We start from the raw sequence: 24,405 nt of genomic DNA on the forward strand, positions 1-24,405 counted from the left end.
ACAGTGGACCGTGTTCCCTCAGGAGAAATGCAATTTCCTGTGGGAGCGAGCCTGCTCGCGAAGACGGCGGCACAGTCACCCGAGCAATTCACTGATCCACTGCATCTCTTGCTTCAGCGCAAGAATTTTGTCCTCCGGCAACGTCTGTTGCGCTCTCGTAAACTGCCCCAACGTCTTTTGCCGCTGCTTCAGTCTGCGTTGCCATTTGTGCAGAAATGCCGAGCCGCGCACCTGCAGATGCAGCGGTCCGAAAAACAGTTCCCTGGCGTTGTAAGTCAGCGGTTCAATGGCTGGCTCGGCAACGATGATTTCATAGTCGAAACGGTTTTCGTGCAGCACTTCTTCGCAAACGATCCGGTAACTGTTATCCATCAACCACTGGCGCAGCGCTTGCTCGCCGCCGTTGGGTTGCAGGATCAAGCGTTCGTGGCCGCTGAGATGGGCTTTACCACTGTCGAAAATATCGCGAATGGTTTCGCCGCCCATGCCGCACAGGGTGATGGCGCTGATGGCGTCGCCAGGTTTGATTGCCGTCAGACCATCGGCCAGGCGCACGCTGATCTGGCCGTGCAGGTCGCTGTCATTGACGGTGCGTTGCGCCGCGTGAAATGGCGTGCGCGCGACCTCGCCAGCCACCGCCGCTGTAATCAGCCCTCGGCGCATCAGGGCAACCGGCAAATAGGCGTGATCCGAGCCGATATCCGCCAGCCGCGCGCCGACCGGCACGTGGGCAGCGACGCGCTCCAGGCGCATGGACAATGTCTGTTGGTTCAATGGCGACCCCGTTCACCCAGCGGTGGAAAAAGGGGTGCGACTCTGGCGAGCAACGCTGACGCTGTCAATTGTGCAGGTGAAATCCCCGAACCATCGGCAGCATTGCGCTGCCAATGGGCGCTTGCGCTTAGCCGGCGAGCGTTGCGTTGTCGATGACGAAGCGGTATTTCACATCGCCCTTGAGCATGCGCTCATAGGACTCGTTGATCTGGTCGGCGCGGATCAACTCGATGTCGGAAACGATGCCGTGCTCGGCGCAGAAATCCAGCATTTCCTGAGTCTCGGGAATGCCGCCGATCATTGAACCGGCAATGGTGCGGCGCTTGGTGATCAGGTTGAACACGTTCGGCGACGGATGCGGCGATGCGGGCGCTCCCACCAGGGTCAACGCGCCATCGCGCTTGAGCAGGACGAGGAAGGCGTCGAGATCGTGCGGCGCTGCGACGGTATTGAGGATGAAGTCGAAACTCTTGGTGTGTGCCGCCATTTCTTCGGCATTGCGCGACACCACCACTTCGTCCGCACCCAGCGCCTTGGCCGCTTCGCGCTTGGATTCGGAGGTGGTGAAGGCGACGACATGGGCGCCCATGGCGTGGGCCAGTTTGATGCCCATGTGGCCCAGGCCACCGATGCCGACCACACCGACTTTCTTGCCGGGGCCAGCGTTCCAGTGGCGCAGCGGCGAGTAGGTGGTAATGCCGGCGCAGAGCAGCGGCGCGACGGCGGCCAATTGCGCCTCGGGATGACGGATGCGCAACACATAGCGCTCGTGCACGACGATGTTTTGCGAATAGCCGCCGAGGGTCCAGCCCGGTGCGTCCGGGGTCGGGAAATTGTAGGTGCCGATCATGCCGTCGCAGTAATTTTCCAGACCGGATTCGCAGTCATCGCAGTGCTGGCAGCTGTCGACGATGCAGCCGACACCGACCAGATCGCCGACCTTGTAGTTTTTGACGTGATCGCCAACCGCCGAGACGCGGCCGACGATTTCATGGCCGGGCACGCAGGGGAATTGCGTGCCAGCCCATTCGGCGCGCACCTGATGCAGGTCGGAATGGCAGATGCCACAGAAGGCGATATCGATCTGTACGTCGTGCGCCGCCGGGGCACGGCGGTTGATCTGCATCGGCTCAAGGGGTTTGTCGCCAGCGTGGGCGCCGTAGGCTTGTACGAGCATGTGAGCATCCTCCATGGGGTTGTAGGACGCCCATTGTTGCGCCTGGGTCGGAGCGCGAGGTAGTGCATTTCTGTGAAATGCTTGCCTGATTCTGCTGTCGATTGCGCAACCGAAAGGCAGCCGTATGGCTGCCGTTTCAGGCTCAACGTGGATTGGGCTGGTCGTCCATCTCGGCGTTATCGGTTTCCTGACGTACGCGCTCCGGATCCAGGCCGGTACTGTCATCATCCAGCGGGATTTCGCCTTCGTTGTCGGGCAGTTCGTCGATGCCGCGTTCCTTCATCGGATCGACCTCGGTACGCCCCGGACTCAGCGGGTCGGGCGTGGTTGGGAGCGGATCGTCACCTTGCTTGCCTTGATCGTTATTCATCTCACACCTCGTCATGGCCGTTTTCTACGGCTTGTGCAGATTGGAGGTGCGGGCGATTTTCGCCGTTCGATTTTTTTGCCTGCCTTCGGTCGCCTCGCAAAAAAGCGGAATTTCTCCGACGCGCGCCGCTCCATAAACCAACAGCCAGAGGCGAGGACGCAATGATGAGCAGCTCATTCAAAGTCGGCGATGCGGTGCGCTGGAATTCCGAGGCCGGCGAGATCCACGGCAAAGTGGTCAAGGTGCACACCCGCGACACCGAGTTCATGGGCCGCCACCGGCCAGCCTCGAAAGACGCGCCGCAATACGAGGTCAAGAGCGACAAGACCGGCCACCTGGCCATGCATCACGGCGACGCGCTGAAGCACGCTTAGAAACGTGCCAGTCGGTAGGCATCGACATTTGGCAACGCGAGAGCGGCGCCTGAGACCATCTGCCCGATCAGTTCCGCCGTCACCGCCGCCTGCGTAAGGCCCAGATGCTGATGACCGAAGGCAAGCAAGACCTTGCCGGCGCAAACCTGATCAATCACTGGCAGCGAATCCGGCAGCGACGGGCGAAAGCCCATCCACGGTGTGGCGCCATCAGCGTTCAGGTCCTTGCGAAACAGGCCTTGGCTCAGGCGCTGCAACTGCCAGGCGCGCGCCATGTTCGCCGGCCGCTCCAGCCCGGCGAATTCGACCGTGCCGGCCAGGCGCAGGCCTTCGCGCATCGGCGTCATGATGAATTTGCGTTCCAGCGAGGTGACAGGGAAGGGCAGGCGATCATGCTCGTGCGGCAGCATCAGGTGATAGCCACGTTCGGTGTCCAGTGGTACTTGCTTGCCGGTCAGAGCGGCGGTGAGTTTCGCCGAATGCGCACCGCAGGCCAGTAACACGCGGCTGGCCGTCACACCGCCGTTGCCGGTCATCAACAAGACACCGTTTTCCTGCACGTAGCCGCCCTGAACCTGCTGTTTGAGAAAACTCACGCCGCTGCTGCGCGCCGCCTCGACCAGTGCACGAACCACCCGATAGGGGTCAAGGAAATGCCCGGTTCGCGGGAAAAACAGTCCGCCCTGAATCTGTTCGCTGAGCTGCGGCGCCGTTTCGCGAATCGGCCCCGCCTGCCAATAGTCCACCGGCACCTGCTGCTGATGCAGTCGCGCCTGCAAGGCTTCGATGGCCTGCCGGGATTCAGGTTTTTCGAAGACCAGTAACGAGCCGTCAACCTTGAGCAGATCAGTGCGCTGGATATCGCTGAGCAAGCGCTGCCACGCGTCGAGGCTGCTTTCGTTGAGCGCGCGCAAGCCGGCGACGGTTTTCTGAAAAGGTTCAGGCCGCAGATTCAGCAGCAAGCGGGTGAACCACGGCAGGGCGCGCGGCAGGTACTTCCAGTCCAGACGCAGCGGCCCCATCGGGTCCATCAACATGGCCGGCAGGCGCTTGAGGATCGACACGTCAGCGATAGGAAAGACTTGCTCGGTGGCCAGATGCCCGGCGTTGCCGAACGAAGCGCCATGGCCCGGTTCCTGCTGATCGATGACCACCACCCGCAGGCCCTGGCGCGCCAGACGCAGTGCGCAAGCGACGCCGATGATCCCGGCGCCGACCACCGCGATGTCGTGCGAAGGGTTATTCGCCATGGTGTGTTGCTTCCCGTTGGCCATCGAGCAAGCGCCGAAGGTTTAGCGGATTGGTCTGTTGCAGCGCCGTCGGCAGCAGGCTGTCGGGGAAATCCTGATAGCACACCGGCCGCAGGAAACGCAGGATCGCCGCAGTGCCCACCGAGGTGCTGCGCGCATCCGAGGTTGCCGGGTAAGGCCCGCCATGCACCATCGCATCGCAGACTTCCACGCCGGTCGGCCAGCCATTGACCAGCAAGCGCCCGGCCTTGCGTTCCAGGGTTGGCAGCAACGTACGCGCCAGTGCAAGGTCGGCGTCGTCCATGTGCAAGGTCGCGGTCAGTTGACCTTCCAGATGTTCGCAGACCTGACGAATTTCCTCGTCACTGCTGCATTGCACCACCAGCGATGTCGCGCCGAACACCTCGGCTTGCAAGCTTTGATCGGCAAGAAAATCCGCTGCATCGGTGCTGAAGACATGCGTCTGACACTGATTCGGGCCGCCGCCGACTTGGCCAACCGCTACCGCGCGTGCACGGGGATTGTCTTGCAAAGCCGTCGCGCCTGCTTGATAGGCGCCGAAGATGCCGGGCGTGAGCATGGTTTGCGCCGCGCTGCGCGGGATCAGTTCCGCTATCGCGCCGAGGAACCCGTCGAGCGCCGGGCCTTTGCGGGCAATCAGCAATCCCGGGTTGGTGCAGAACTGCCCGGCGCCCAGTGTCAGCGACGCGACAAACCCTTCGGCCAACGCCTGCGTCCGATTTTCCAGCGCGGCAGGAAACAGCACTACCGGGTTGATCGAGCTCATTTCCGCATACACCGGAATCGGCTCCGGCCGCACTTGCGCGGCTTTCATCAAGGCCAGACCGCCAGCGCGCGAGCCGGTGAAACCAGCGGCTTTGATGCGCCAATCACTGACCAATGCGATGCCGACTTCGTACCCCGAATCGAACAACAAGGAAAACACGCCTTCGGGCAGAGCGCAGGCCCTGACCGCTTGCGCCACTGCGCGGCCGACCAGTTCGCTGGTGCCGGGATGCGCGCTGTGCGCCTTGACGATCACCGGGCAACCAGCCGCCAATGCCGCAGCGGTGTCGCCACCGGCCACGGAAAATGCCAGGGGAAAGTTGCTCGCACCAAACACCGCGACCGGCCCCAAGGCAATCTGTCGTTGCCGCAGGTCGGAGCGCGGCAGCGGTTGGCGTTGCGGTTGCGCACTGTCGACGCGCACGTCCAGCCACTCACCCGCGCGCACCGTACGGGCGAACAGGCGCAATTGCGAGCAGGTGCGGCCGCGTTCGCCCTGAAGGCGTGCACGCGGCAAACCGGTTTCGGCGTGGGCGCGTTCGATCAGTTCATCGCCAAGGCTTTCGATGTGCTCGGCAATACTTTCGAGAAATGCCGCACGGCTGCTCAGGCTGGTTTCGCGATACGCGTCTTGCGCCGCCCAGGCCAGGGCGCAGGCCTGTTCCACCTGTTCGGCTGATGCCCCGGCGTACTGCGGTTCAAGTGCCTGGTTGGTCGCCGGATCAATCGCGCGAAAGGCTGGACGATTACCGGTCACGGCTTGCTGGCCGATCAGCATGTTGCCCGTCAGAGTCATGGTGTCTTCCTGTGAAATGAGCGAGGCCTGCCGCGAATCGTGATGACTCGCGGCAGGTGGTGGTCAGGCGAAGTTCTGTTCGGCAGACCAGTTCTCGTACCAGTGACGGAACAGCGAATACTGCTTCTCGGCATAGCGCCGTTGCGAGTCGCTCAGCGCATCGGTTTCGTTGAAGTGCAGGGTGTATTCCTTGTCGCCGTTGAGCACCATCAAGTGCTTGTAATACAGCACCAGATCACAGCCTTCGTCGAACGATGACAGCACTGCCAATGCCGATTCCAGCTCCCGTGCCTGACGCCGGGCCTTGGCATCGCCTTGCGCGGCCTGCTTGCTCAGCGCGACCAGTTGCAGCACTTCGCGAGGAAGGGCGTTGCCGATACCGGTGATGGCGCCGGTAGCGTTGCAGTTGACGAAACCGTGCACCACTTGCGTGTCGACACCGACCATCAGCGTCACGTCGTCATCCTTGGAGGTGATGTTCTCGGCCGCGTAGCGCAGGTCCGCGCCCCCACCAAATTCCTTGAAGCCGATCAGGTTCGGGTATTCACGGCGCAGTTCGAAAAACAGATCGGCGCGGGTGGCGAAGCCGTAGTAAGGGCTGTTGTAAATCACCGCCGGCAAGTTCGGTGCGGCTTGCAGGATGGCAGCGAAGTGGGCCTTTTGCGCCGTCGCCGAAGCACCACGGGACAGCACGCGCGGAATGACCATCAAGCCTTGCGCGCCGACTTTCGCCGCATGCGCTGCGTGGGAAACCGCTTCACGGGTATTCACTGCACCAGTGCCGACGATGGTCGGCACCCCGGCGGCGACCAGGCGCGCCACACCTTCCTGACGCTCGGCTTCAGTCAGCAGCGGCCAGTCGCCCATCGAGCCGCAATAGACCACGGCGCTCATGCCGATATCAATCAGCTCGCGTCCCTTGCTCACCAGCGCATCGAAGTCCGGTTTGCGCTGGGCGGTGCACGGGGTCATCAGGGCCGGCATGCAACCGGTGAAGATGTTGTCGCTCATGGTTTAACTCCTTGGCATTTCGTTTTATTCGAGGGAAAAAATCGGCGTGGCGGCTCAGATGCCCCACGCGAACGGGTCGCTGTCGTCGATCAGCAAGGTGCTGTCGGCGGTCATGTAGGCGCGGCCGGTGATGAACGGGCGAATGCGTTCACCTTCCCATTCGAAGCGGCCTTCGAACTGGCTGCCGGTGATGCTCGCCTGGATCCACGGTGCGCCCGGTTGCAGCTTGTCGTCGGCTGCCAGGCAGGCAAGTTTGGCGCTGGTGCCGGTGCCGCACGGTGAGCGGTCGTAGGCTTTGCCGGGACACATGACGAAGTTGCGGCTGTCGGCCTGATCGTCATCGGCGAACAATTCGATGTGGTCGATGACCGCACTGTCTTCGCCGAAGATGCCCTGATCTTCCAGCGCCTTGAGCATGGCCCAGGTGCACGCGGTCAGGTGTTCGACGTTGTCCATGGTCAGGGTCTGGCCATGCTCGGAAACCAGAAAAAACCAGTTGCCGCCGTAGGCGATATCACCGACTACGCGACCAAAACCGGGCACGTCCACTGGTACCTGTTTGCGATAACGGTAAGCGGGCACGTTGCCCAGAGTGACCGAGCCATCGTCGTGCAGCGTCGCGCTGACTTGCCCCACCGGTGTGTCGATCTTGTGCACGCCCGGCTGGATTTTCCCCAGATGCTGCAACGAATTGATCAGGCCAATGGTGCCGTGGCCGCACATGCCCAGGTAGCCGGCGTTGTTGAAGAAGATCACCCCGCAAGTGGCGTCCGCCGATACCGGTGGGCAATAGAGCGCGCCGACCAGCACATCGTTGCCGCGTGGCTCGAGCAGACAGGCGCGCCGCCACTGGTCATGCTGGTTGCGCAAGGCATCGCGTTTCTCGGCCATGCTGTTGCCGGACAACTCGGGGAAGCCGCTCATCACCAGCCGTGTCGGTTCGCCGCCGGTGTGGGAATCAATGACGTGTACTCGTTTCATGGAGAGATCCCGTTGGATGATTTCAGTAGGCGCCGGCAGGGCGGGCGGTGACGGTGGACGAGGGCGCAGGGCTTTCGCTTTCTTCGTCCTCGTCGTCCAGGCGCAGCAGATGCGCAGGCACGCCGGTTGCTGCACCCCAGTAGTAAATGCCGGTGGCGCAAGCGGCGACGACGATCGTGTCGAACGGATGGGCGAGGATGCCCAGGCCACCGAAGGTGCCGAGTTTCGACAGCACGATGGTCACCGCGTAGAAGGCGATCAGCCACGCCGATGAGCGCACCTGACGCGCCAGACTCAGGTGCGCAGTGGGCACAAAGCGACCGCAGAACAGGTAGATGACAAACATCAGGATTTGCAGGCCGAGCAGCCACGACACGGTGTTCCAGCCCGACCAGTAGACGATCAGCGCGGCGATGATGAACGACACCGGCCCAAGCAGGCCCATGCTCCTGACCCGAAACGGGCGCGGCATGTCCGGCGCATTGCGCCGCAACGCCGCAACCGACACCGGCGCCACCGCATAGCTCAACACCAGCGCGGCGGAGACCACGTTGATCAGCGCTTCCCACGACGGGAATGGCAGGGTCCAGAACACCGACAGGGCGAAAGTCAGCCACAGCGCCGGACGCGGGATGCCGGACTTTTCATCGATGTGGGTGAAGACCTTGAAAAAGGTGCCGGTCTGCGCCCAGCCGTAGATCACTCGCGGCGTGGCGTTCATGTAGATGTTGCCGCAGCCGCTCGGCGAGATCACCGCATCGGCGACCACCAGATACGCCAGCCAGCCCACACCGAGCGCCAGGGCGATGTCGCGATAGGGCAGGGCGAATTCCTTGCTGATGCCAGCCCAGCCGTGGGCGAGCATTTCCGTCGGAATGCTGCCGAGAAAGGCCATTTGCAGCAGCACGTAGATCAGGGTCGACAGCAGTACCGAGAGAATCAGCGCGATGGGAATGGTGCGCTGTGGATTTTTCACTTCGCTGGCCACGGAAATAATCGGCGTCAGGCCCAGATAGGCAAAGATGATTCCGCCGGCGGAGACCGCCATCTCGACGCCCGACAAGCCGAACGGGGCAAATCCCTGAACCTGGAAGTTCTCCGGTTTGAAGAAGGTGAACAGCACGCCGATCACCAGCAGCGGCACGATGAATTTGAACACGCTGACCAGATTGTTGGCCTTGGCGAAGGTCTTCACGCTGCGGTAGTTGAGCAGGAAAAACACGCAGAGCAGGCCGAACTGCACCAGCCAGCCGAGGATCGTCGGATCGCCACTGCCAGCCTTGGTCAGACCGGGAAACCATGCCGCCGCGTATTGGCGCGAGGCGACCACTTCGATCGCCACCAGACTGGAAAACGCAATCAGCGTAATGAAACCCATCAGGTAGCCGAGCAGCGGACCGTGGGAATAAACCGGGTAGCGCACCACGCCGCCGGCACGGGGCAATGCGGCGCCCAGTTCGCAGTAGACGATACCCAGCAGCAACACGGCGAAACCGCCCAGTAACCAGGAGAAAATCCCCGCCGGCCCGGCAATCGCCGAGACATGGCTGGCGGCGAACAACCAGCCGGAGCCGAAGATCGCGCCGAGTCCGATAAAGGTGAGGTCGATCAATGAAAGCTGTTTTTTGAACTTGCCTTGGCCTGACATGGCATCGCCTTCTTGTGAGTTATTGGATAGGCAGTTGTGTCACGGGGACGAGCAGACTTTGCACCGCCCGGCAGTGGCGGCGATTGATGTTTTATGCCGGGATCGATGACGAATTCAGCACAATGGCACCGATGAATGCGCGGCCTCGACAGGGTCGCGACGTTGCTGCAATCTGCTGGCGAGTGACATTTGCGGTGGTTCAATTCGAGGGGAAGTCTTTGATGCAGTCAGCGTTTTCGATCCTGTGCCAAGGCACTGACGGCTTGCGTGCGCAGACCCTCGAAGAGATGGTCGCCGGGGCCGCGCAGCTGTTGCCGATACTCGATGTGATCCCCAATGCGGCGATCTTCATCAAGGATCTGCAAGCGCGTTATGTGCTGGCCAACCGTACGCTGGTGCAGCGTTGTGGCTTGAAGGACCTGCGCCCGTTGCTCGGCAAAACCAGTGCGCAGGTGTTCCCGGCGCAGTTGGGGCCGGGTTATACCGAGCAGGATCGCAAGGTGCTGGAGGAAGGTTTCGTGTTGGAGGATCAGCTCGAACTGCATCTGTATGGCAGTCGCGAACCGGGCTGGTGCCTGACCCACAAGAGGCCGATCTACAACCGTGACGGGACGATCATCGGTCTGGTGGGGATCTCGGTGGATCTGCAGTCAGCCAGTGAAACCCACCCGGCGTTCGAGCGCCTGGCGGCTGTCGATGAATACATTCGCGGCAACTTCAACCGGCGGGTGACGCTGAGTGAACTGACGCGGATCGCCGGGATTTCCGTGGCGCAACTGGAGCGCTATTGCAAACGCGTTTTCCACCTGACACCACGGCAGATGATTCAGAAAGTCCGTCTTGAACACGCCCATCGATTGCTGCACAGCGACCTGCCGATCACCGAGGTGGCGCTGCAATGCGGCTACACCGATCACAGCGCTTTCACCCGTCAGTTCAAGGCCTCGACCGGGTTTACACCACGCGAATACCGGCAAGCCACCGGGCATTAGACCAACACGGCCAGCCAGGCCGAGAGCAGCAGAAGAAGGGCCAGTGCCGCGTTCATGCGCTTGAACGCCTGCGGTGAGCTGAGCAAGCGCGCGCTGCCAACGCCGAGCAATGCCCAGAGCGTCATGCACGGCAACGACACCAGCAGAAACGCCAGCGACAACACCAACAGGCGCAGCGTCTTGTCGCCGCCGCCGACGAATACGCTGACCACCGCCACAGCCATCATCCACACCTTCGGGTTGACCAATTGCAGCAGCGCCGCGCCGAATACGCTCAAGCTTTGTTCCTGCGATTTCGGGTCCAGGGATGGCGGCGGGCTGCGAAAGATCTGCCACGCCAGCCAGCTCAACCAGAGCACGCCAGCCCAAGCCATGGCTTGCTGCACGCGCGGAAAGCGCAGCAGGGTTTCACCAGCACCGAGCCCGACCACCAGCACGATCAACGCGGCCGCCGCACACGCGCCAAAAATGATCGGCAGCGTGGCAATCAATCCGCGCCGCGAGCTGTGGCTCAACACCAGAATATTGGTCGGCCCCGGCGTGATCGAGGCAACGAAAGCAAACAGTAGAAAGGGCAGTAAAGAAGCCATGGTGCAAACTCCTGAAAGTCGAAACAGGACACCATGATCGTCAGACGGAGGGCGTCAGTCTGGAAGATTTGAGCAGCGTTTGCGGTAGTCCGCCGGGGTCAGTTGATAGGCGCGTCGGAACCAGCGACCGAGATGACTCTGATCGGCAAAACCGAGCACGCTGGCCACCTGCGCTGGCGTCTCGCCGCGCGCGAGCAATTGCCGCGCCTTGGCCAGGCGCAACTGGATCAGGTAAGCGTGGGGTGCCAGACCGAAAGCGGCCTTGAACGCGCGGGTCAGGCGAAAGCGATCAACGCCACAGGCTTGCGCTAGGTCGTCGAGGCCGATGTCTTCGTAGGTGTGGGCATGCAGATAGTCGCGCGCAACCTGCGCAACCAGTGGCAGGCGCGGATCGAAGTCCTGACGCTTGCGCCAGTCGAGGTGGCGGGTGAGGGACGCCAGCAGGCCATCCAGCGCAGTCTGCCGGACGATGCGCAGATCGCCGTCATGCAAAGCATGGAAGGCTTGCACGATCGCCGTCGACAGGCGCGGATCGTGGCTCAGGGTGTCGGCAAATCCTGGCTGACTGTCGGCGGGCGCCTCTTCGAACAGCGCGTGCAGTTCGCGCTCCAGCCAGTGCGGATCGAGGTACAGCATCGAGTAGGTGAAGCCATCCTCGGTCGGCGCATGGCCATCGTGGATCTCTCCTGGTTCAAGCAGGAACACATGCCCCGGGGTACTGCGATGACGTATACGACGGCAATTGAACTGCTGCACGCCCTGCTCGGTAACGCCCACGAGGAAACTGTCATGCCAGTGCGGATCGTAGGCATGCCCACGGAAATGCGCACGAATCGACTCGATCCCGGTATCGACATCCTGGGACAGGGAGATCCAGTTGCGTGTGTCCATGGGAGGACTCCATAGGGCGGTTGAGCTTGGGCGTTTTTAAAATACCGCGTGGGGGAGGAGAGTGTTTAGAAGATTTGTGCAGGGGGATCGAGTCAGGCAATGTGTCCTGGATGGGGTGGGACCAGAAAACGCAGACGAAAAAAAACCGCCTTCGCGGGGCGGTTTTTCAATCCTCGGTTTGGAGCCGAGGCCATGTGCTTCACTAGCCACACCAACATGTCCGCGCATGGTATTGAGTTTCTCCCGTCAGTGCAACGTAGGTTTAGCGTGATGTGCGAGGTTTTTTCGGAACGTCCAACGCATGTAGCTGAATTCAGGTCTGTCAATAAACATTGTCAGAAATAAGATTTTACAAAGGTTCAGGCGTAGCCGCAGGATAACCTTGGGTACTCGGGTTTTCTCTTCTGATTTCTGCGTTAAGATGCCTGCGCTCATCTTGTTGGTAGAGCAGTGAGGTTTGGCTGGGGGGCGCAAAAGGTTTCACGCCCTCTGACGCGGATTCGCACCCGCGCCGGAATGTTGTCTCGGAGGGATTTCAACCGGCCGCCTCACTAGCCACACCAGCATGTAGGCTGAAGGCACGCATGGTCCGGTAAGTTTGCTGGAGGTTTGGCCGCCAGCCCTGGAGGCCAAAACGTATGAAGCTTTTGCTGCGTACGCTGAGCCTTGTATGGAGATTGTTGAAAGCTTTGCGCTTTTACGAGTTCCTGCGAGATCACTTTGACGACTTGAAATAAGGGTCGTCTGAGTGGGAAAGACCCGTTTCGGTTTTTATCGATTCGGGTCTTTTTTTTGCTTGCGTAAAGCTGTCAATAATACGATTGGTCAGTTTTGTGCCTTGGACGTTGTAGGGCGTTTCGTTTGGACCCGTAAGTAACAGCTTAAAGGTTAGATAAGCAGCTACTTTTGCTTAGCTCGATCATTGATTGCGTCAATAACGACCATTAAGTCAATGAAGTTCTCATATCCATAGCGCGGCGTAAGATCGACTCCATACCCAATCACTGCACCTCGGAGCACATCATCATGAAACGCCAGACTATCCTCGGTATCGCTTTCTCGGTTTTTGCACTGAACGCCTTCGCCGCCACCGAAACCGACCCACTGTTCAGCGACGCGGTGGCCGCTACTCAAACTGATCGTCTGTTCAGCGACGCAGTAGCCGCCACCGAAACCGACCCGCTATTCAGCGACGCAGTTGCCGCCACCGAAACCGATCCACTGTTCAGCGATGCAGTAGCCTCTGATGGCTCCGATCATCTGCAAGGCAATCGGGTTGCCGAAGGTGGCGCAGACCGTCTGCTCGAACGTCGCACCGCTTGAGCGCAACCATGAGCATCGATAGCGAATGCCGCCTAAACCACAGGCGGCATTCGTTCTGTTCATGCATTAGAACTCTGCTCTAAACCGCAGTCGGCAACACAGCCTTGTCCCGATCGCGGCCCTTGAACGTCGCCCAGAAACACAGCAGCACCGCCACGGAAAAACCGGCTGGAAATAGCCAGATACTTCTCCAGTCATGGCCCGCACTCGAAGTGAAGTGGTCAGTAATCCGTCCCGCAATCCAGAAGCCAATCAACATGCCCAACCCGTACGTGGCCAAAGTGATCAGACCTTGCGCCGAACTGCGGAAGCGTTCCGGTGCTTTTGCATCGGTGTAGATCTGCCCGGACACGAAGAAGAAGTCATAGCACGCGCCGTGCAGGGCAATGCCGATCAGCAGCATGAATGCCTGATCGTCGTTATTGCCGAAGGCAAACAGCACGTAACGCAACGCCCAGGCAGCCATGCCGACCAGCAGGGCGATCTTGATGCCGAAACGATGGATGAACAGCGGCAACAGCAACATGAACAGCACTTCCGAGACCTGACCGATGGCCATCTTCGCTGTCGGGTTGGTCACGCCGATCTCCGCGAGAAACGGGTTGGCGTTCTGGTAATAGAAGGCCAGCGGAATGCAGATCAGGATCGAGGCGAGAAAGAACACCAGATAGCTGCGATCCTTGAGCAAACCCCACGCATCGACGCCGAGCATCTGCTTCAGGCTTGATGAGCCGGCTGCGGTTTTCAGCGGCGCGGTGTTCGGCAGACTGAAGCTGTAAAGCCCCAACAGCAGTGATGCGACGGCGGACATCAGAAACGTATTGCGCAAGCCTCCCGCCGCGATGCTTTGCTGCGAGTCCCAGGCGAACACGAAGCTGATCACCACGCCGGCGACAATCCAGCCCACTGTGCCCCATACGCGAATGCGCGAGAACTCCAGCGCCGGGTCTTTGATCTGGCGGAACGCCACGGCGTTCACCAGCGCCAATGTCGGCATGTAGACCATCATGTAGGCGAGCACATAGGGATAAAACGCGCTGAAGTCTGCCGCGCGATAGAGCTGATAGAGCAGCACCGCGCCCAGCAGATGGAGCGCCGCCAGAATGCGTTCGGCATTGAAAAACCGGTCGGCAATCAAGCCAATGACAAACGGCGCCAGAATCGCACCCCATGATTGCGTGGCGAAGGCCATGCCGACCTGGCCGCCGCTGGCAGCGAGCGTGGTGGCCAGAAAAGTGCCGAGGGTGACGAACCAGCCGCCCCAGATAAAGAACTGCAAAAACATCATCACGCTCAGTCGCGCATTCATTACGTTCATTTCAGATCACCGTATTGTTTTTATGTCGGTAACGCGGATGAATCAGTCGTCGGTCAGGCCGAGCAGGCGCCGGTTGGAAGCGGCATCGGCGCTGACCCCGGCGAAGTCGTCGAAGGCCTTGGCGGTCTTGCGGATCATGTGTCGCTCGATGAACGCCGCGCCTTCCGCCGCGCCCTGTGCAGAGTCTTTCAGGCAGCATTCCCACTCGAGCACGGCCCAGCCGTTGAAGTCGTATTGGCACAATTTGCTGAAGATCGATTTGAAATCGATCTGGCCGTCGCCCAGCGAGCGGAAGCGCCCGGGACGCTCGACCCAGCCCTGATAGCCGCCGTAGACGCCGGAGCGCGCATCGGGGCGGAACTCGGCATCCTTGACGTGGAACATGCGGATGCGTTGGTGGTAACGGTCGATGAAGCCGAGGTAATCCATTTGCTGCAGCAGCAGGTGGCTCGGGTCATAGAGAATTGCGGCGCGGGGGTGATGATTCACCGCCTCAAGAAACTGCTCGAACGACGCGCCGTCATGCAAGTCTTCGCCGGGATGGATTTCGTAGCACAGATCAACGCCGGCCTCTTCGAAGCAATCGAGGATCGGCAGCCAGCGCTTGCCCAGTTCGGCGAAACCTTGCTCGACCAAACCGGCCGGACGTTGCGGCCATGGATAGACGTAGGGCCAGAGCAGGGCGCCGGAGAAGGTCGCATGGGCCTTGAGTCCGAGACGCTGGCTGGCACGGGCCGCCAGTTTCAACTGCTCGATGGCCCACTCGGTGCGCTCCTGCGGCTTGCCGCGCAGCGCTGGCGGGGCGAAGTCGTCGAACAGACTGTCGAACGCCGGATGCACAGCGACCAATTGTCCTTGCAGGTGCGTCGACAACTCGCTGATCACTACACCCGCGCGGGCGCAGACGGCGATGAGTTCGTCGCAGTAATCCTGGCTCTCAGCGGCGCGCTGCAAATCGATGAAACGCGTGCCGAGGGTCGGTACCTGAATGGCTTTATAGCCTTGCGAGGCTGCCCACTCGGCGATGTTGGCGAGGGAGTCGAAAGGCGCTTCGTCGGCGATGAATTGCGCGAGGAAAATCCCCGGACCTTTCAGGCCAGTCAAATTTTGCTGATCACTGTTCATTGTGCTGGGCTCCTGTCAGTGGGCCGGGTATCTCGCTCCACTTTTCATTGCCAAGGTGATTGGCGATGGCGGTTTCAATGAAGGCCATGCCGCGCAGGCCGGTCTCGATGCCCGGTATGCCCGGGGCCTGATGGCCTTCGACGCCTTGAACAATCGCCTCGGCGAGATCGCCGTACAGGTTGGCCATCGCTTCCAGATAACCCTCGGGATGCCCGGCGGGCAGGCGCATGCGCTGACTGGCAGCGTCACACAACCACGGCTGACCGACTCCGGATCGCAGAATACGCATCGGTTCATTCAACGGTCGATGAATCAGACTGGCCGGCTCTTCCTGACGCCATTCCAGCCCACCCTTGTCACCGTAGACGCGGATCTTCAGCGGGTTTTCCTCACCGGCGCAGACCTGGCTGGCGAGCAATACACCACTGGCGCCGTCGCTCATTTTGAACAGCATCGCCACATCGTCATCCAGTTGCCGACCCTCGACATGCGAACCGAGCATTGCGCTGATGAACTGGATCGACTGGCCGGCAACGAACTCGGCGAGGGAAAACGCATGGGTGCCGATGTCGCCAATGCAGCCGCCGATCCCGGATTGCGCCGGATCGTCGCGCCAGCCGGCCTGCTTGTTGCCTTGCCCGGCGACATCGGTGCTGAGCCAGCCTTGCGGGTACTCGACGATGACTTTGCGCACGTGCCCGAGCACGCCGCTGGCGACCATTTCGCGGGCCTGCCAGACCATCGCGTAACCGAGGTAGGTGTGCGCCAGCCCGTAAATTCGCTGGCTGTTGATCACCACCGAATGCAGCGCCTGCACCTCGGCGAGATTCAGCGCCGCGGGTTTCTCGCTGAACACGTGAAAACCGGCGCTCAATGCCTCACGGGCAATCGGTGCGTGCAGATGATTGGGGGTGACAATGACCAGCAGTTGCATGCGTTGCTCGGCGGGCAGGGCGGCCTCGCGAGCGAGCAGGGTTTGCCAGTCGCCGTAACAACGTTCGGCGGACACTCCCAGGGTCGCAGCGGTGCGCTGATTATTCTCCGAGTCGCGGCTGAACGCGCCACAGACCAGTTCGAAGCGTCCATCGAGGCCGGCGGCTTGCCGGTGGGCACGGGCAATGAATGAACCTTCACCGCCTCCGACAAAACCCATTCTTGTTTTTTTTGCGGCAGCGTACATGGCGGTCCTCTCGGTAGCTGGATGCAATGCTGATGAGTGATGTAACCGGTTACATCGTGGGCGAAATCTAGGCGTGAAATAGCCGAGTGTCAAATGCCAGCGGATGATCGACAGCGTTTCGATCGCTCGTTGCCTGCGGTAAGCTCCGCGTCTGATCGGCATGAATCAACGAGGTGTTTTTGTCCAATATTCGCGAAGTGGCTCGACTGGCCGGGGTTTCCGTGGCGACGGTTTCGAGGACTTTGAAATCGCCCGAGCGTGTGCTCGCGCCAACCCGTGAGCGCGTCATGGCGGCCGTGGAGCAGGCCGGCTATCGGCCGAACCTGATGGCCGTGCAGTTTCGTTCGCGGCGCACCGGCAATCTGGTGATTCTGGTGCCGACCATCGCCAATACCTTCTTTGCCCGGGTCATCAGCGGCGCGCAGCAAGCGGCGCAGGCGGCTGGCTATCGCTTGCTGCTCTGCGACACTCAGGGCCGGGAAGAACTGGAGCGACAATTCGCCGAGCTGGTGTACGCCTATCAGGCCGACGGGGTGATTCAGTTGCGCGCCTACGATCCTTTCGAAAACGCTCCGGCCGACGCCGATGTGCCGCCGATCGTGAACGCCTGCGAAGTGCTCAAGGCCGGGCGTTATCCAACCATCAGCCTGGACAACGTCGCCGCCGCCAAAGCCATGACCAACCACCTGATCGCATTGGGACACCGACGCATCGGCCTGATCAAGGGCTCGAAAAACAGCCCGCTGACTCTGGATCGACTGGCGGGTTACGAAGCGGCATTGCGCGAAGCCGGGATTGCCATCGATGAAGCACTGATCTGCCATGGCAATTTCAGCCTTGAGGCCGGTTTTGCCGGCGCGCAAAAGATGCTCGCATTGGCCGAGCGACCGAGTGCGCTGTTCTGTGAAAACGATGAAATGGCCATTGGTGCACTCAAGCGCATCCGGCAGGCTGGGCTGCGTGTGCCCGAGGATATTTCAGTGGTGGGTTTCGATGACATTCCCATGGCTGCGTTCTGCGATCCGCCGCTGACCACCATCTCGCAACCGGCTGAGGCCTTCGGGGCCAAGGCGGTCGAGATGTTGATTGCCCTGATCGAAAAGCGGCCGCTGGCAGAAAGGCATGTCGTCCTGCCGTTCGAGCTGACGCCACGCAGCAGCACGGCCCGCATCGACAACTCGGGCAAGCGCTAACCGGATCACGCCGCTGGCGGCTTCGCCAGCGCGATCCCCGCCGCGCCCAACCGCTTCAACACTTCAAACAACAAATCGCTCTTGGTCAGCCCGACAATCCTCGGGCTGCCCACATAGCCGGTGACCGTGAGGGTTATGCCGTCCGGGGACAACTTGCTGAAACGCACGAATGGCGCCGGTTTATCGAGGATGGTTTCGTTCTCGTGATACGCATCCAGCAGCAGTTGTTTGACCTGCTCAGGATCGATATCCAACGGAAACACCAGCTCCAGCGATGCCACGCCCTGAGCGCTGCCGCCGAGGGTAACGTTGCGCAGGTTCTGCGAGATCAGCTGCGAGTTGGGCACGATCACGATCGAGCGGTCGCTGAGCTGGATCTCCGTGGCGCGCACGTTGATCCGGCGGATGTCGCCCTCGACGCCGCTGATGCTGATCAGGTCGCCGACCTTGACCGGGCGCTCGGTGAGCAGAATCAGGCCGGAGACGAAGTTCTTGACGATCTCCTGCAAGCCGAAGCCGATACCCACTGACAGCGCACTGACGATCCACGCCAGATTGGTCCACTGCACGCCCAGCGACGACAGCGTCAGCAGAATCACGAAGGCGTAGCCGATATTGGAAAACAGCGTGCTCAGCGACGCGCACATGCCCGGGTCCATGTCGGTCTTGGGCAGGAATTCGTTGTCGAGCCAGCGGCTCAATGTACGGATCAGCCAGATGCCGATCAGCAGCGCCAACAGCGCATTGAGCAGGTGCCCGGGGACGATATTCAGCTTGCGCAAACCGGCGCCGCCAAGAATCGACATGATGTTGGTGACCAGTTGGCCGAGCGTGGTGCCGATGCCGCCGACAAACAACGAAATCAGCGCCATCAGCATCAGGCCGGCGCGGCTGACGCCGGACAACAGGATCGACGTTTGCTCAAGGCGTCGATCGCTGACCCCGAGCAATTGCTTGAGCGCCTGGCCGCTCGCGTGTTTCGGTGAAAACAGGTGTTCACAGGCGTCCTTGACCAACTGAATGAGCAAATAGAAACCCGACAGCACGACGTAGCTCCACACCAGTTCATAACTGATGAACCGCGCCAGCGAAACATAGCCGGCAAGCAGGGCAATGGCCGTGACAAACATCGAGACGCTGGCGACGCTGTAGATCAGCCCGGCGAACACGCTGTTCGTCGCCGAAGCGTCGTTGGCGGCGACCAAGGCCTTGCGCACTTTGCCCACGCGCACCAGCATCGTGCCGATGATCGCCAGCACCACCATGGAAATCACGCCGCGCCCGGCCATCACGATGTGGCTGCTCATGCCTGTGGCATTGGCGACTTGCACCAGCGTCACCAACACCAGCAACGCGCAGGCGAGGATTCGCGGATAAGGCTTGAGGGCCAGCGCCACTGGATCAGCAATTGCCGGCAGGCGCCACGACGGGTGCTCGGTGGACAGCAATGCACGGCTGAGCCCGGTGATCAGCACGCAGGCATAGACGACTTTTTCGAACTCTTCGGAGAAGGTTTCCAGCACCGGCGGCAGGGCGTCGTGGCGGGTGCAGGCGTAGAACAGCAGCTTCAGGGCGATGGCGGTGGTGATGAAGGTCGCTATGGCTGAGGCGAAGGCCAAGGCACTGCGGCGCAGTCGGCCCTCCGCCACGCGATGAATGCAGAACCAGGTCAGCCCGCGCTCAGCCAGACGTCGGCCGAAGGTCCAGATCAGCAGCGCCAGCAGCACCAGTACGCAGGTGTAAAACCGCTCGCCCGGCGCCCAGACCGTGGCCCATACGTCAGCCACCTGCTCGACGAACAGTCGCAGGCGCTGGCGGTCGTCCTCGCTTGGATTGATCAGTGGCGCCCAGAACTGCGGACTCAACACACTGCGCGTGCTCAGGGTCAGTTCGCTTTCCAGTAGCGTGCGGCGGATGCCGGCGATTTGCGTGATCAGGTCGGCGGCATTCTGTTTCAGTGCGGCGAGGCTTTTCAGGGTGCCGTCGACCTTGCTTTTCTGTTCCGCCAGCGCAGCCCGTTGCGCGACGATATCGGCTTGCTCGGCAGCCACCTCAGCGTCTGGAGCGGTGCCGAGCACGCCCAGTTGCACCGCCAGTTGCGCCTGTTGCGGCAACAGCGCTGCCGACAACCGATCGACATCGAGAATGAACGCCTGCACCCGATCCTGCGGGCCTTCGAGCTGGTTGTAATTGTTCGCTGCCGAGATCTGCTGCTTGAGCCCGTCGAGGCGTTGTTGCAGGGCTTGCAGATCGCTTTGCGAAATCACAGGTAGCGGCGCTGCGCCTGAGTTCGCCGGCGCGGCAAGGTCCGCTGCCCACGGCGCAGCGCTGCCCGGCATCAGCAGCAGCAACAGAACCAAAAACAACGACTTGAATGAACAGCGCATGGGGGCGGCGGGCTCGAGTGGATCACACAGTCTATGAGGGTAGGTGATCGTGCCGAACAGGGCGGAAAACTTTCACTGGAAGAGGCGGGTATACGCTCATCCAGTCCAGCGGAATGATCCGCACAGCGAGCGGTCAACCGGCAATAACAGCTTCGAGAGCGTGCCATGTCCATCGCCAAGGAAACGATTGAATACCTGCGCCAACATTCGCTGATCATCACCACCGCCGAATCCTGCACGGCCGGGGAAATCGTCATGTTGCTGTCGGAAGTGCCCGGCAGCGGCGAGCTGATCGAATGCGGCTACGTGGTCTATTCGCCGCAAGCCAAGCAGCGCTTGCTCCACGTGAGCCCGGCGACCATGGAAACCTTCAATCTGACCAGCGTGGAAGTTGCCAGTGAAATGGCCATTGGTGCGTTGCGCGACAGCACGGCCAACGTCGCGGTCGCCACCACCGGCATTCTCGGACCCGATGATATGGACGGCATCAAGGCCGGTACGGTGTGTTTCGCCTGGGCATTCCAGTTCGATGACCAACATTTTCTGTTCAGCACCCGGCAATGGTTTCCCGGATCGCGCAGTGAAGTGCAGACCCTGGCCTGTGAGTTCGCCTTGCAGCAGTTGCCGGCCTATCACCGTCGCGCCTTGCGCGGCGAAGGAGGGTGGCGCCGATGAAGCCTGACGCTGAGCATCCCGATCTGCGCAGTCGGCAGTTCCCGGTGCAGGAGGACATGGCCTATCAACTGAAGGTCTGGCGCTTCGAGCGCATCGGTTGGTATCTGCTGGTGCTGTGCATGCTGCTGGGTCTGTTGGGGCTGTTTTCCCGGGGCGTGCTCAGTTCGCAGGACGCCCGCAGCGACGATGGCAAAGTCCAGGTCGAGTACGAGATGTTCCACCGCAACGGCTCGACCAACCCGCTGAAACTCAGCGTGCACGCGACACCTGAAGCTATCGTCGAATTGGACATCGGCGGCGAGATGCTCGATGGCTTCAGCATCGAAACCATGCAACCGGCGCCAGTGCGTATGCGCAGTTCAGCGCAGGGCATGCGTTTGTGGTTGCAGGCGGATGCGCAGGGCCAGGCAACGCTTTATCTGACCCTGCGCGGTGACGGACTGGGCCTGTTTCGCAGCCATATCGGCGCGCCGGGCTCGAGCGAAGTGAAGCTCATTCAATTCATTTATCCATAGGTGACCCATGGACTCGGTGTTGCGCGCACTCGCGATGTATCTGGCACTGATGGTGCTGTTCAAAATTGCCGGTCGGCGTTCGTTGGCCGAGCTGACGACGTTTGATTTCGTCTTGCTGATGATCATCGGTGAAGCCACCCAGCAAGCGCTGCTTGGTGATGATTTTTCCCTGACCAATGCGTTTCTGGTGATCATCACCCTGATCGCCATCGACGTTGGGTTCTCTTTGCTCAAGCAGCGTTCCAGCTGGATCTCGCGGCTGATCGATGGTGAACCAACGATCATTGTCGAGAACGGCAAGCTGTTGCAGCGGCGTCTGCGCCATGCGCGGCTGGTCGAGGCGGATGTCATGGAGGCGGCGCGCTCCAGTCAGGGCATTGAAACCATCGACCAGATCAAGTTCGCGATCATCGAGCGCAACGGCAAGATTTCCGTGATCCGCCAGGATCCGGAAGGTGGCTGAGGCTTTGGCGCCGCGCACGCGCAATTTTTTTGAACGCTGAAAAAGCCCCGCAGCCCAATGCTTACAAGTCATCGGAGGATTGCGAAATGAACGAGGCAGCGAGTTACTTCTCCATCGCCGTGGCGGTGATCATTCTGCTGGTCGACCTGTGGGCGATTGTCAGCGTGTTTCGCAGCAACAAGAGCGTCGGCGTCAAAGCCGCCTGGGCGATCGGCTTGATCGTGTTCCCGGTGCTCGGCCTGATCGTGTGGGGCATCGCCGGCCCGCGCGGCGTCAAGGAAGGGCCTTCGTCGCCGGAGCACAGTAAGGGCTGAGAGCCCGATGCAGTCCTGCAATGAATTTGCGCACATCCCGGAAGAAGGTAAACGATGCTAGGTCAAGCTTGAACCGGGTAGCAATACCACTGCTGAAAGGAGATTGTCATGAAGAAAATCTGCGTATGTCTGGGGTTCTGCTCAATGTTTCTGTTGAGCGGCTGCTTCGATTCCAACGATGCACCCAACAAGGACGGTGACAAAAGCAAACCGTCGGTGCAGATGCAGACCGAGAAGCCCGAGGACGGCAAGTAGCTGCTGGCGAGTAATCCCTGTGGGAGCGAGCCTGCTCGCGAAGGCGTCAGGTCAGACAACTCTGTGCTGACTGATGCTCCGTCTTCGCGAGCAGGCTCGCTCCCACATTGGTTCAGTCGTGTGAATAAACGTACTCCAGCCACACCCAATACATCAGCGCCACAGCACTGATCCCTCCTCCGAGAAAACACACCGCCACCCAGCCAGAGTGCGCATAGGTATACGTCGCCGCGATGGCGCCCAAACCACTGCCCACCGAGTAAAAACACATATACGCACCGACCAGTCGGCTCTGCGCATCGGGCCGTGCGGCGAAGATCAGGCTTTGGTTGGTGACGTGCACCGCTTGCACGGCGAAGTCGAGGAGGATCACTCCGACGGCCATCGCCAGCAGCGAACTGTCGACAAATGCGATGGGTAGCCAGGACAGCGTCAACAGCGCTAGGGTGATGCCGGTGGTGCGATTGCCCAAGCCGCGATCGGCCAGGCGCCCAGCCCGTGCGGCGGCGAGCGCGCCCGCCACTCCGGCCAGTCCGAACAGGCCGATCTGCGTGTGGGACAACGACAGGGGCGGGGCGCTGAGCGGCAGCACCATCGACGTCCACAACACACTGAACGCGGCGAAGATCAGCAGGGCGAAGATACCTCTGATGCGCAATACCCGCTCAGTCAAAAAAAGTTGGAACATCGAGCGCAGCAATTGCCGATAGCTGCCCTGTGCGGGCGGTTTTGCCGAGGCGGGCAGGGTGCGCCATAACAGCAGAGCCATGCCGATCATCATGACTGCCGAGACAAAATACACGCCGCGCCAACCGGCCAGATCAGCCACTACGCCGGAAACGAAACGCGCCAGCAAAATGCCCAGCACCACGCCACTGGTGACGGTGCCTACGGCGGCGCCGCGCTGTTCCGGACGAGCAAGGCTGGCGGTGCAGGCGACCACCACTTGCACCACCACCGCCAGCAATCCCACCAGCATCATGGCGCCGAGCAACACTCCCCAGCTCTCGGACAGGCCCACGGCACACAGCGCCGTTGCAGACAAAAGCAGTTGGCTGACGATGAGTTTCTTTCGATCGAGCAGATCACCCAGCGGCACAATGAACAGCAGCCCGACCGCATACCCGGCTTGCGTGGCCGTGACCACAACGCCGATTGCACCGGGTGAAACCCCGAGGCTGGCGGCCATCGATTCCAACAATGGCTGTGCGAAATAAACATTGGCCACTGCTATCGCGCAGGTGATTGCAAAGAGAAAAGTCTGCAAACGACTCAGCCCGGTCGTTGCGCTGTCAGCTGCGGCTTGCGCATTGATCAGGGTTTGCGTCTGACACGGCATCCTTGCTTCCTCGTAGTGTGGTTTTGAATTGAAACCGATACGTTGATCTTTATTCATTCGGGTTGTTAAATGCAACCACATTCAATAGCCGATCCATCAGGAATCACATGGCCCGACAACAAACATTGGCGCAGAGCGAATGCCCGGTGGCCCGAACACTCGAAGCCATTGGCGATCGCTGGGCCTTGATGATCATTCGCGATGCGTTCGATGACGTGCGCCGTTTCAGTGAATTCCAGAAACGTCTGGGCTTGGCCAAGAACATCCTCACGGTCAAACTGAAAATGCTCGTCGAGCTCGGCGTGTTGCAGATTCAGCCCGCGTCCGATGGCAGCGCCTACAAGGAATACGTGCTCACCGACATGGGCCGGGCGGTGTTCCCCATCGTCGTCAGCCTGCGGCAGTGGGGCGAGCGTTTTCTGTTTGTCGAGGGGGAGGAGCACTCGATCCTGCTCGACAACGAACGGGCCGAGCCCGTCGAAACTATCGTCGTGCGCTCCAGCGCCGGCGCGGTGCTGGCCCCGGCAGACTGTCACCGAAAAGTGGTGACGCGCCGGTAAAGAAGCCGAGCAGATAGTCGTGGCGCGTATTCACAGACGCGCTATCTCAGGGCATGGAACGTCGGGTCGGCATCTGGCGAGTTTCTGATCTAGGCTGTTTCCAACCTCGAGCAACAGC

General features: G+C 60.8%; 25 protein-coding genes. 10 read left to right on the top strand and 15 right to left on the bottom strand.

The window, feature by feature from the left end; translation table 11 throughout:
* Positions 1–75: 75 nt before the first annotated feature.
* From NF676_RS11105 to NF676_RS11115, 3 genes are all read right to left on the bottom strand, one after another.
* On the bottom strand, positions 76–774 hold the full coding sequence (locus tag NF676_RS11105; RefSeq protein WP_290128316.1) for a tRNA (adenine(22)-N(1))-methyltransferase: 699 nt from the start codon (positions 772–774) through the stop codon (positions 76–78).
* A 127-nt stretch (positions 775–901) separates the two neighbouring features.
* Positions 902–1,951 carry an NAD(P)-dependent alcohol dehydrogenase gene (locus NF676_RS11110; protein ID WP_071171871.1) on the bottom strand — a complete coding sequence of 350 codons (1,050 nt, stop codon included), beginning with the start codon at positions 1,949–1,951 and terminating at the stop codon, positions 902–904.
* Positions 1,952–2,093: 142 nt separating this feature from the next.
* Positions 2,094–2,321 (bottom strand): hypothetical protein, encoded by a 228-nt coding sequence (locus tag NF676_RS11115; protein WP_056784730.1) that lies wholly within the window; start codon positions 2,319–2,321, stop codon positions 2,094–2,096.
* Positions 2,322–2,485: 164 nt separating this feature from the next.
* Here NF676_RS11115 and NF676_RS11120 point away from each other — a divergent pair, with 164 nt between their 5' ends.
* Positions 2,486–2,695 carry a hypervirulence associated TUDOR domain-containing protein gene (locus NF676_RS11120; RefSeq protein ID WP_051600414.1) on the top strand — a complete coding sequence of 70 codons (210 nt, stop codon included), beginning with the start codon at positions 2,486–2,488 and terminating at the stop codon, positions 2,693–2,695.
* On the opposite strand, the gene NF676_RS11125 is transcribed toward NF676_RS11120, so the two are convergent.
* From NF676_RS11125 to NF676_RS11145, 5 genes are all read right to left on the bottom strand, one after another.
* Positions 2,692–3,945, bottom strand: a complete 1,254-nt coding sequence (locus tag NF676_RS11125) for an NAD(P)/FAD-dependent oxidoreductase (RefSeq protein WP_252887697.1) — start codon at positions 3,943–3,945, stop codon at positions 2,692–2,694. The two genes, NF676_RS11120 and NF676_RS11125, sit on opposite strands and share 4 nt — an antisense overlap.
* Positions 3,935–5,527 carry an aldehyde dehydrogenase (NADP(+)) gene (locus NF676_RS11130; RefSeq protein WP_252887698.1) on the bottom strand — a complete coding sequence of 531 codons (1,593 nt, stop codon included), beginning with the start codon at positions 5,525–5,527 and terminating at the stop codon, positions 3,935–3,937. Before NF676_RS11130 ends, NF676_RS11125 begins: the two co-directional genes overlap by 11 nt.
* A 63-nt stretch (positions 5,528–5,590) precedes the next feature.
* Entirely contained in the window at positions 5,591–6,538 is a 948-nt protein-coding gene (locus tag NF676_RS11135; protein WP_056784739.1) for a dihydrodipicolinate synthase family protein, read from the bottom strand.
* Between the two features lie 54 nt (positions 6,539–6,592).
* Positions 6,593–7,519: a 4-hydroxyproline epimerase gene (locus tag NF676_RS11140; protein WP_252887699.1), complete on the bottom strand. Its 927-nt coding sequence runs from the start codon at positions 7,517–7,519 to the stop codon at positions 6,593–6,595.
* Between the two features lie 22 nt (positions 7,520–7,541).
* Positions 7,542–9,167 carry an APC family permease gene (locus NF676_RS11145; protein ID WP_252887700.1) on the bottom strand — a complete coding sequence of 542 codons (1,626 nt, stop codon included), beginning with the start codon at positions 9,165–9,167 and terminating at the stop codon, positions 7,542–7,544.
* 221 nt (positions 9,168–9,388) lie between these two features.
* Here NF676_RS11145 and NF676_RS11150 point away from each other — a divergent pair, with 221 nt between their 5' ends.
* Positions 9,389–10,159: an AraC family transcriptional regulator gene (locus NF676_RS11150; RefSeq protein ID WP_252885778.1), complete on the top strand. Its 771-nt coding sequence runs from the start codon at positions 9,389–9,391 to the stop codon at positions 10,157–10,159.
* Here the strand turns inward: NF676_RS11150 and NF676_RS11155 are convergent.
* Positions 10,156–10,749: a LysE family translocator gene (locus NF676_RS11155; protein WP_076563371.1), complete on the bottom strand. Its 594-nt coding sequence runs from the start codon at positions 10,747–10,749 to the stop codon at positions 10,156–10,158. The two genes, NF676_RS11150 and NF676_RS11155, sit on opposite strands and share 4 nt — an antisense overlap.
* Positions 10,750–10,803: 54 nt before the next feature.
* Positions 10,804–11,640, bottom strand: coding sequence for an AraC family transcriptional regulator (locus NF676_RS11160; protein ID WP_252887701.1), 837 nt, complete (start codon positions 11,638–11,640; stop codon positions 10,804–10,806).
* 1,026 nt (positions 11,641–12,666) lie between these two features.
* On the opposite strand from NF676_RS11160, the gene NF676_RS11165 reads away from it, so the two are divergent.
* Positions 12,667–12,963, top strand: coding sequence for a hypothetical protein (locus tag NF676_RS11165; protein ID WP_042609596.1), 297 nt, complete (start codon positions 12,667–12,669; stop codon positions 12,961–12,963).
* Positions 12,964–13,042: 79 nt separating this feature from the next.
* Here the strand turns inward: NF676_RS11165 and NF676_RS11170 are convergent, their stop codons facing one another.
* The 3 genes from NF676_RS11170 to NF676_RS11180 are packed head-to-tail and all read right to left on the bottom strand — an operon-like array spanning position 13,043 to position 16,559.
* Positions 13,043–14,281, bottom strand: a complete 1,239-nt coding sequence (locus NF676_RS11170) for a nucleoside permease (protein WP_252887702.1) — start codon at positions 14,279–14,281, stop codon at positions 13,043–13,045.
* A 42-nt stretch (positions 14,282–14,323) separates the two neighbouring features.
* Positions 14,324–15,406, bottom strand: coding sequence for a sugar phosphate isomerase/epimerase family protein (locus NF676_RS11175; protein WP_056784758.1), 1,083 nt, complete (start codon positions 15,404–15,406; stop codon positions 14,324–14,326).
* Complete coding sequence (locus NF676_RS11180) at positions 15,396–16,559, bottom strand: Gfo/Idh/MocA family protein (protein ID WP_252887703.1); 1,164 nt, start codon at positions 16,557–16,559, stop codon at positions 15,396–15,398. Before NF676_RS11180 ends, NF676_RS11175 begins: the two co-directional genes overlap by 11 nt.
* 206 nt (positions 16,560–16,765) lie before the next feature.
* Between NF676_RS11180 and NF676_RS11185 the strand changes: the two genes are divergently transcribed.
* The gene (locus tag NF676_RS11185; RefSeq protein ID WP_252887704.1) at positions 16,766–17,779 is read left to right on the top strand and encodes a LacI family DNA-binding transcriptional regulator; all 1,014 of its coding nucleotides are present in this window, start codon (positions 16,766–16,768) and stop codon (positions 17,777–17,779) included.
* A 5-nt stretch (positions 17,780–17,784) separates the two neighbouring features.
* Here the strand turns inward: NF676_RS11185 and NF676_RS11190 are convergent, their stop codons facing one another.
* The gene (locus tag NF676_RS11190) at positions 17,785–20,166 is read right to left on the bottom strand and encodes a DUF3772 domain-containing protein (protein ID WP_236169561.1); all 2,382 of its coding nucleotides are present in this window, start codon (positions 20,164–20,166) and stop codon (positions 17,785–17,787) included.
* A 165-nt stretch (positions 20,167–20,331) separates the two neighbouring features.
* Here NF676_RS11190 and NF676_RS11195 point away from each other — a divergent pair, with 165 nt between their 5' ends.
* The 5 genes from NF676_RS11195 (at position 20,332) to NF676_RS11215 (ending at position 22,388) form a co-directional block, all read left to right on the top strand.
* Positions 20,332–20,841 (top strand): CinA family protein, encoded by a 510-nt coding sequence (locus tag NF676_RS11195; protein ID WP_150635663.1) that lies wholly within the window; start codon positions 20,332–20,334, stop codon positions 20,839–20,841.
* On the top strand, positions 20,838–21,356 hold the full coding sequence (locus NF676_RS11200) for a hypothetical protein (protein ID WP_252869229.1): 519 nt from the start codon (positions 20,838–20,840) through the stop codon (positions 21,354–21,356). Before NF676_RS11195 ends, NF676_RS11200 begins: the two co-directional genes overlap by 4 nt.
* Positions 21,357–21,363: 7 nt before the next feature.
* On the top strand, positions 21,364–21,819 hold the full coding sequence (locus NF676_RS11205) for a DUF421 domain-containing protein (RefSeq protein ID WP_016774256.1): 456 nt from the start codon (positions 21,364–21,366) through the stop codon (positions 21,817–21,819).
* Between the two features lie 86 nt (positions 21,820–21,905).
* Positions 21,906–22,133, top strand: coding sequence for a PLD nuclease N-terminal domain-containing protein (locus NF676_RS11210; protein ID WP_024012535.1), 228 nt, complete (start codon positions 21,906–21,908; stop codon positions 22,131–22,133).
* Positions 22,134–22,241: 108 nt separating this feature from the next.
* Positions 22,242–22,388 carry a hypothetical protein gene (locus tag NF676_RS11215; RefSeq protein WP_177434183.1) on the top strand — a complete coding sequence of 49 codons (147 nt, stop codon included), beginning with the start codon at positions 22,242–22,244 and terminating at the stop codon, positions 22,386–22,388.
* Positions 22,389–22,500: 112 nt separating this feature from the next.
* Here NF676_RS11215 and NF676_RS11220 read toward each other — a convergent pair whose 3' ends face one another.
* Complete coding sequence (locus NF676_RS11220) at positions 22,501–23,727, bottom strand: MFS transporter (RefSeq protein WP_095179604.1); 1,227 nt, start codon at positions 23,725–23,727, stop codon at positions 22,501–22,503.
* A gap of 107 nt (positions 23,728–23,834) precedes the next feature.
* Between NF676_RS11220 and NF676_RS11225 the strand changes: the two genes are divergently transcribed.
* Complete coding sequence (locus NF676_RS11225) at positions 23,835–24,287, top strand: winged helix-turn-helix transcriptional regulator (RefSeq protein WP_056784779.1); 453 nt, start codon at positions 23,835–23,837, stop codon at positions 24,285–24,287.
* Positions 24,288–24,405: the final 118 nt, after the last annotated feature.

This window comes from Pseudomonas siliginis (assembly GCF_024072275.1).
Classification (GTDB): Bacteria; Pseudomonadota; Gammaproteobacteria; order Pseudomonadales; family Pseudomonadaceae; genus Aquipseudomonas; species Aquipseudomonas siliginis.

Bases quoted from the DNA above. Each gene is read 5' to 3' on its own strand.
- NF676_RS11145 (WP_252887700.1), bottom strand. From the start codon at position 9,167: ATGTCAGGCCAAGGCAAGTTCAAAAAACAGCTTTCATTGATCGACCTC.
- NF676_RS11130 (WP_252887698.1), bottom strand. From the start codon at position 5,527: ATGACTCTGACGGGCAACATGCTGATCGGCCAGCAAGCCGTGACCGGT.
- NF676_RS11200 (WP_252869229.1), top strand. From the start codon at position 20,838: ATGAAGCCTGACGCTGAGCATCCCGATCTGCGCAGTCGGCAGTTCCCG.
- NF676_RS11155 (WP_076563371.1), bottom strand. From the start codon at position 10,749: ATGGCTTCTTTACTGCCCTTTCTACTGTTTGCTTTCGTTGCCTCGATC.
- NF676_RS11220 (WP_095179604.1), bottom strand. From the start codon at position 23,727: ATGCCGTGTCAGACGCAAACCCTGATCAATGCGCAAGCCGCAGCTGAC.
- NF676_RS11225 (WP_056784779.1), top strand. From the start codon at position 23,835: ATGGCCCGACAACAAACATTGGCGCAGAGCGAATGCCCGGTGGCCCGA.
- NF676_RS11140 (WP_252887699.1), bottom strand. From the start codon at position 7,519: ATGAAACGAGTACACGTCATTGATTCCCACACCGGCGGCGAACCGACA.
- NF676_RS11205 (WP_016774256.1), top strand. From the start codon at position 21,364: ATGGACTCGGTGTTGCGCGCACTCGCGATGTATCTGGCACTGATGGTG.
- NF676_RS11210 (WP_024012535.1), top strand. From the start codon at position 21,906: ATGAACGAGGCAGCGAGTTACTTCTCCATCGCCGTGGCGGTGATCATT.
- NF676_RS11150 (WP_252885778.1), top strand. From the start codon at position 9,389: ATGCAGTCAGCGTTTTCGATCCTGTGCCAAGGCACTGACGGCTTGCGT.
- NF676_RS11160 (WP_252887701.1), bottom strand. From the start codon at position 11,640: ATGGACACACGCAACTGGATCTCCCTGTCCCAGGATGTCGATACCGGG.
- NF676_RS11175 (WP_056784758.1), bottom strand. From the start codon at position 15,406: ATGAACAGTGATCAGCAAAATTTGACTGGCCTGAAAGGTCCGGGGATT.
- NF676_RS11135 (WP_056784739.1), bottom strand. From the start codon at position 6,538: ATGAGCGACAACATCTTCACCGGTTGCATGCCGGCCCTGATGACCCCG.
- NF676_RS11120 (WP_051600414.1), top strand. From the start codon at position 2,486: ATGAGCAGCTCATTCAAAGTCGGCGATGCGGTGCGCTGGAATTCCGAG.
- NF676_RS11170 (WP_252887702.1), bottom strand. From the start codon at position 14,281: ATGAACGTAATGAATGCGCGACTGAGCGTGATGATGTTTTTGCAGTTC.
- NF676_RS11195 (WP_150635663.1), top strand. From the start codon at position 20,332: ATGTCCATCGCCAAGGAAACGATTGAATACCTGCGCCAACATTCGCTG.
- NF676_RS11125 (WP_252887697.1), bottom strand. From the start codon at position 3,945: ATGGCGAATAACCCTTCGCACGACATCGCGGTGGTCGGCGCCGGGATC.
- NF676_RS11165 (WP_042609596.1), top strand. From the start codon at position 12,667: ATGAAACGCCAGACTATCCTCGGTATCGCTTTCTCGGTTTTTGCACTG.
- NF676_RS11180 (WP_252887703.1), bottom strand. From the start codon at position 16,559: ATGGGTTTTGTCGGAGGCGGTGAAGGTTCATTCATTGCCCGTGCCCAC.
- NF676_RS11190 (WP_236169561.1), bottom strand. From the start codon at position 20,166: ATGCGCTGTTCATTCAAGTCGTTGTTTTTGGTTCTGTTGCTGCTGCTG.
- NF676_RS11110 (WP_071171871.1), bottom strand. From the start codon at position 1,951: ATGCTCGTACAAGCCTACGGCGCCCACGCTGGCGACAAACCCCTTGAG.
- NF676_RS11115 (WP_056784730.1), bottom strand. From the start codon at position 2,321: ATGAATAACGATCAAGGCAAGCAAGGTGACGATCCGCTCCCAACCACG.
- NF676_RS11215 (WP_177434183.1), top strand. From the start codon at position 22,242: ATGAAGAAAATCTGCGTATGTCTGGGGTTCTGCTCAATGTTTCTGTTG.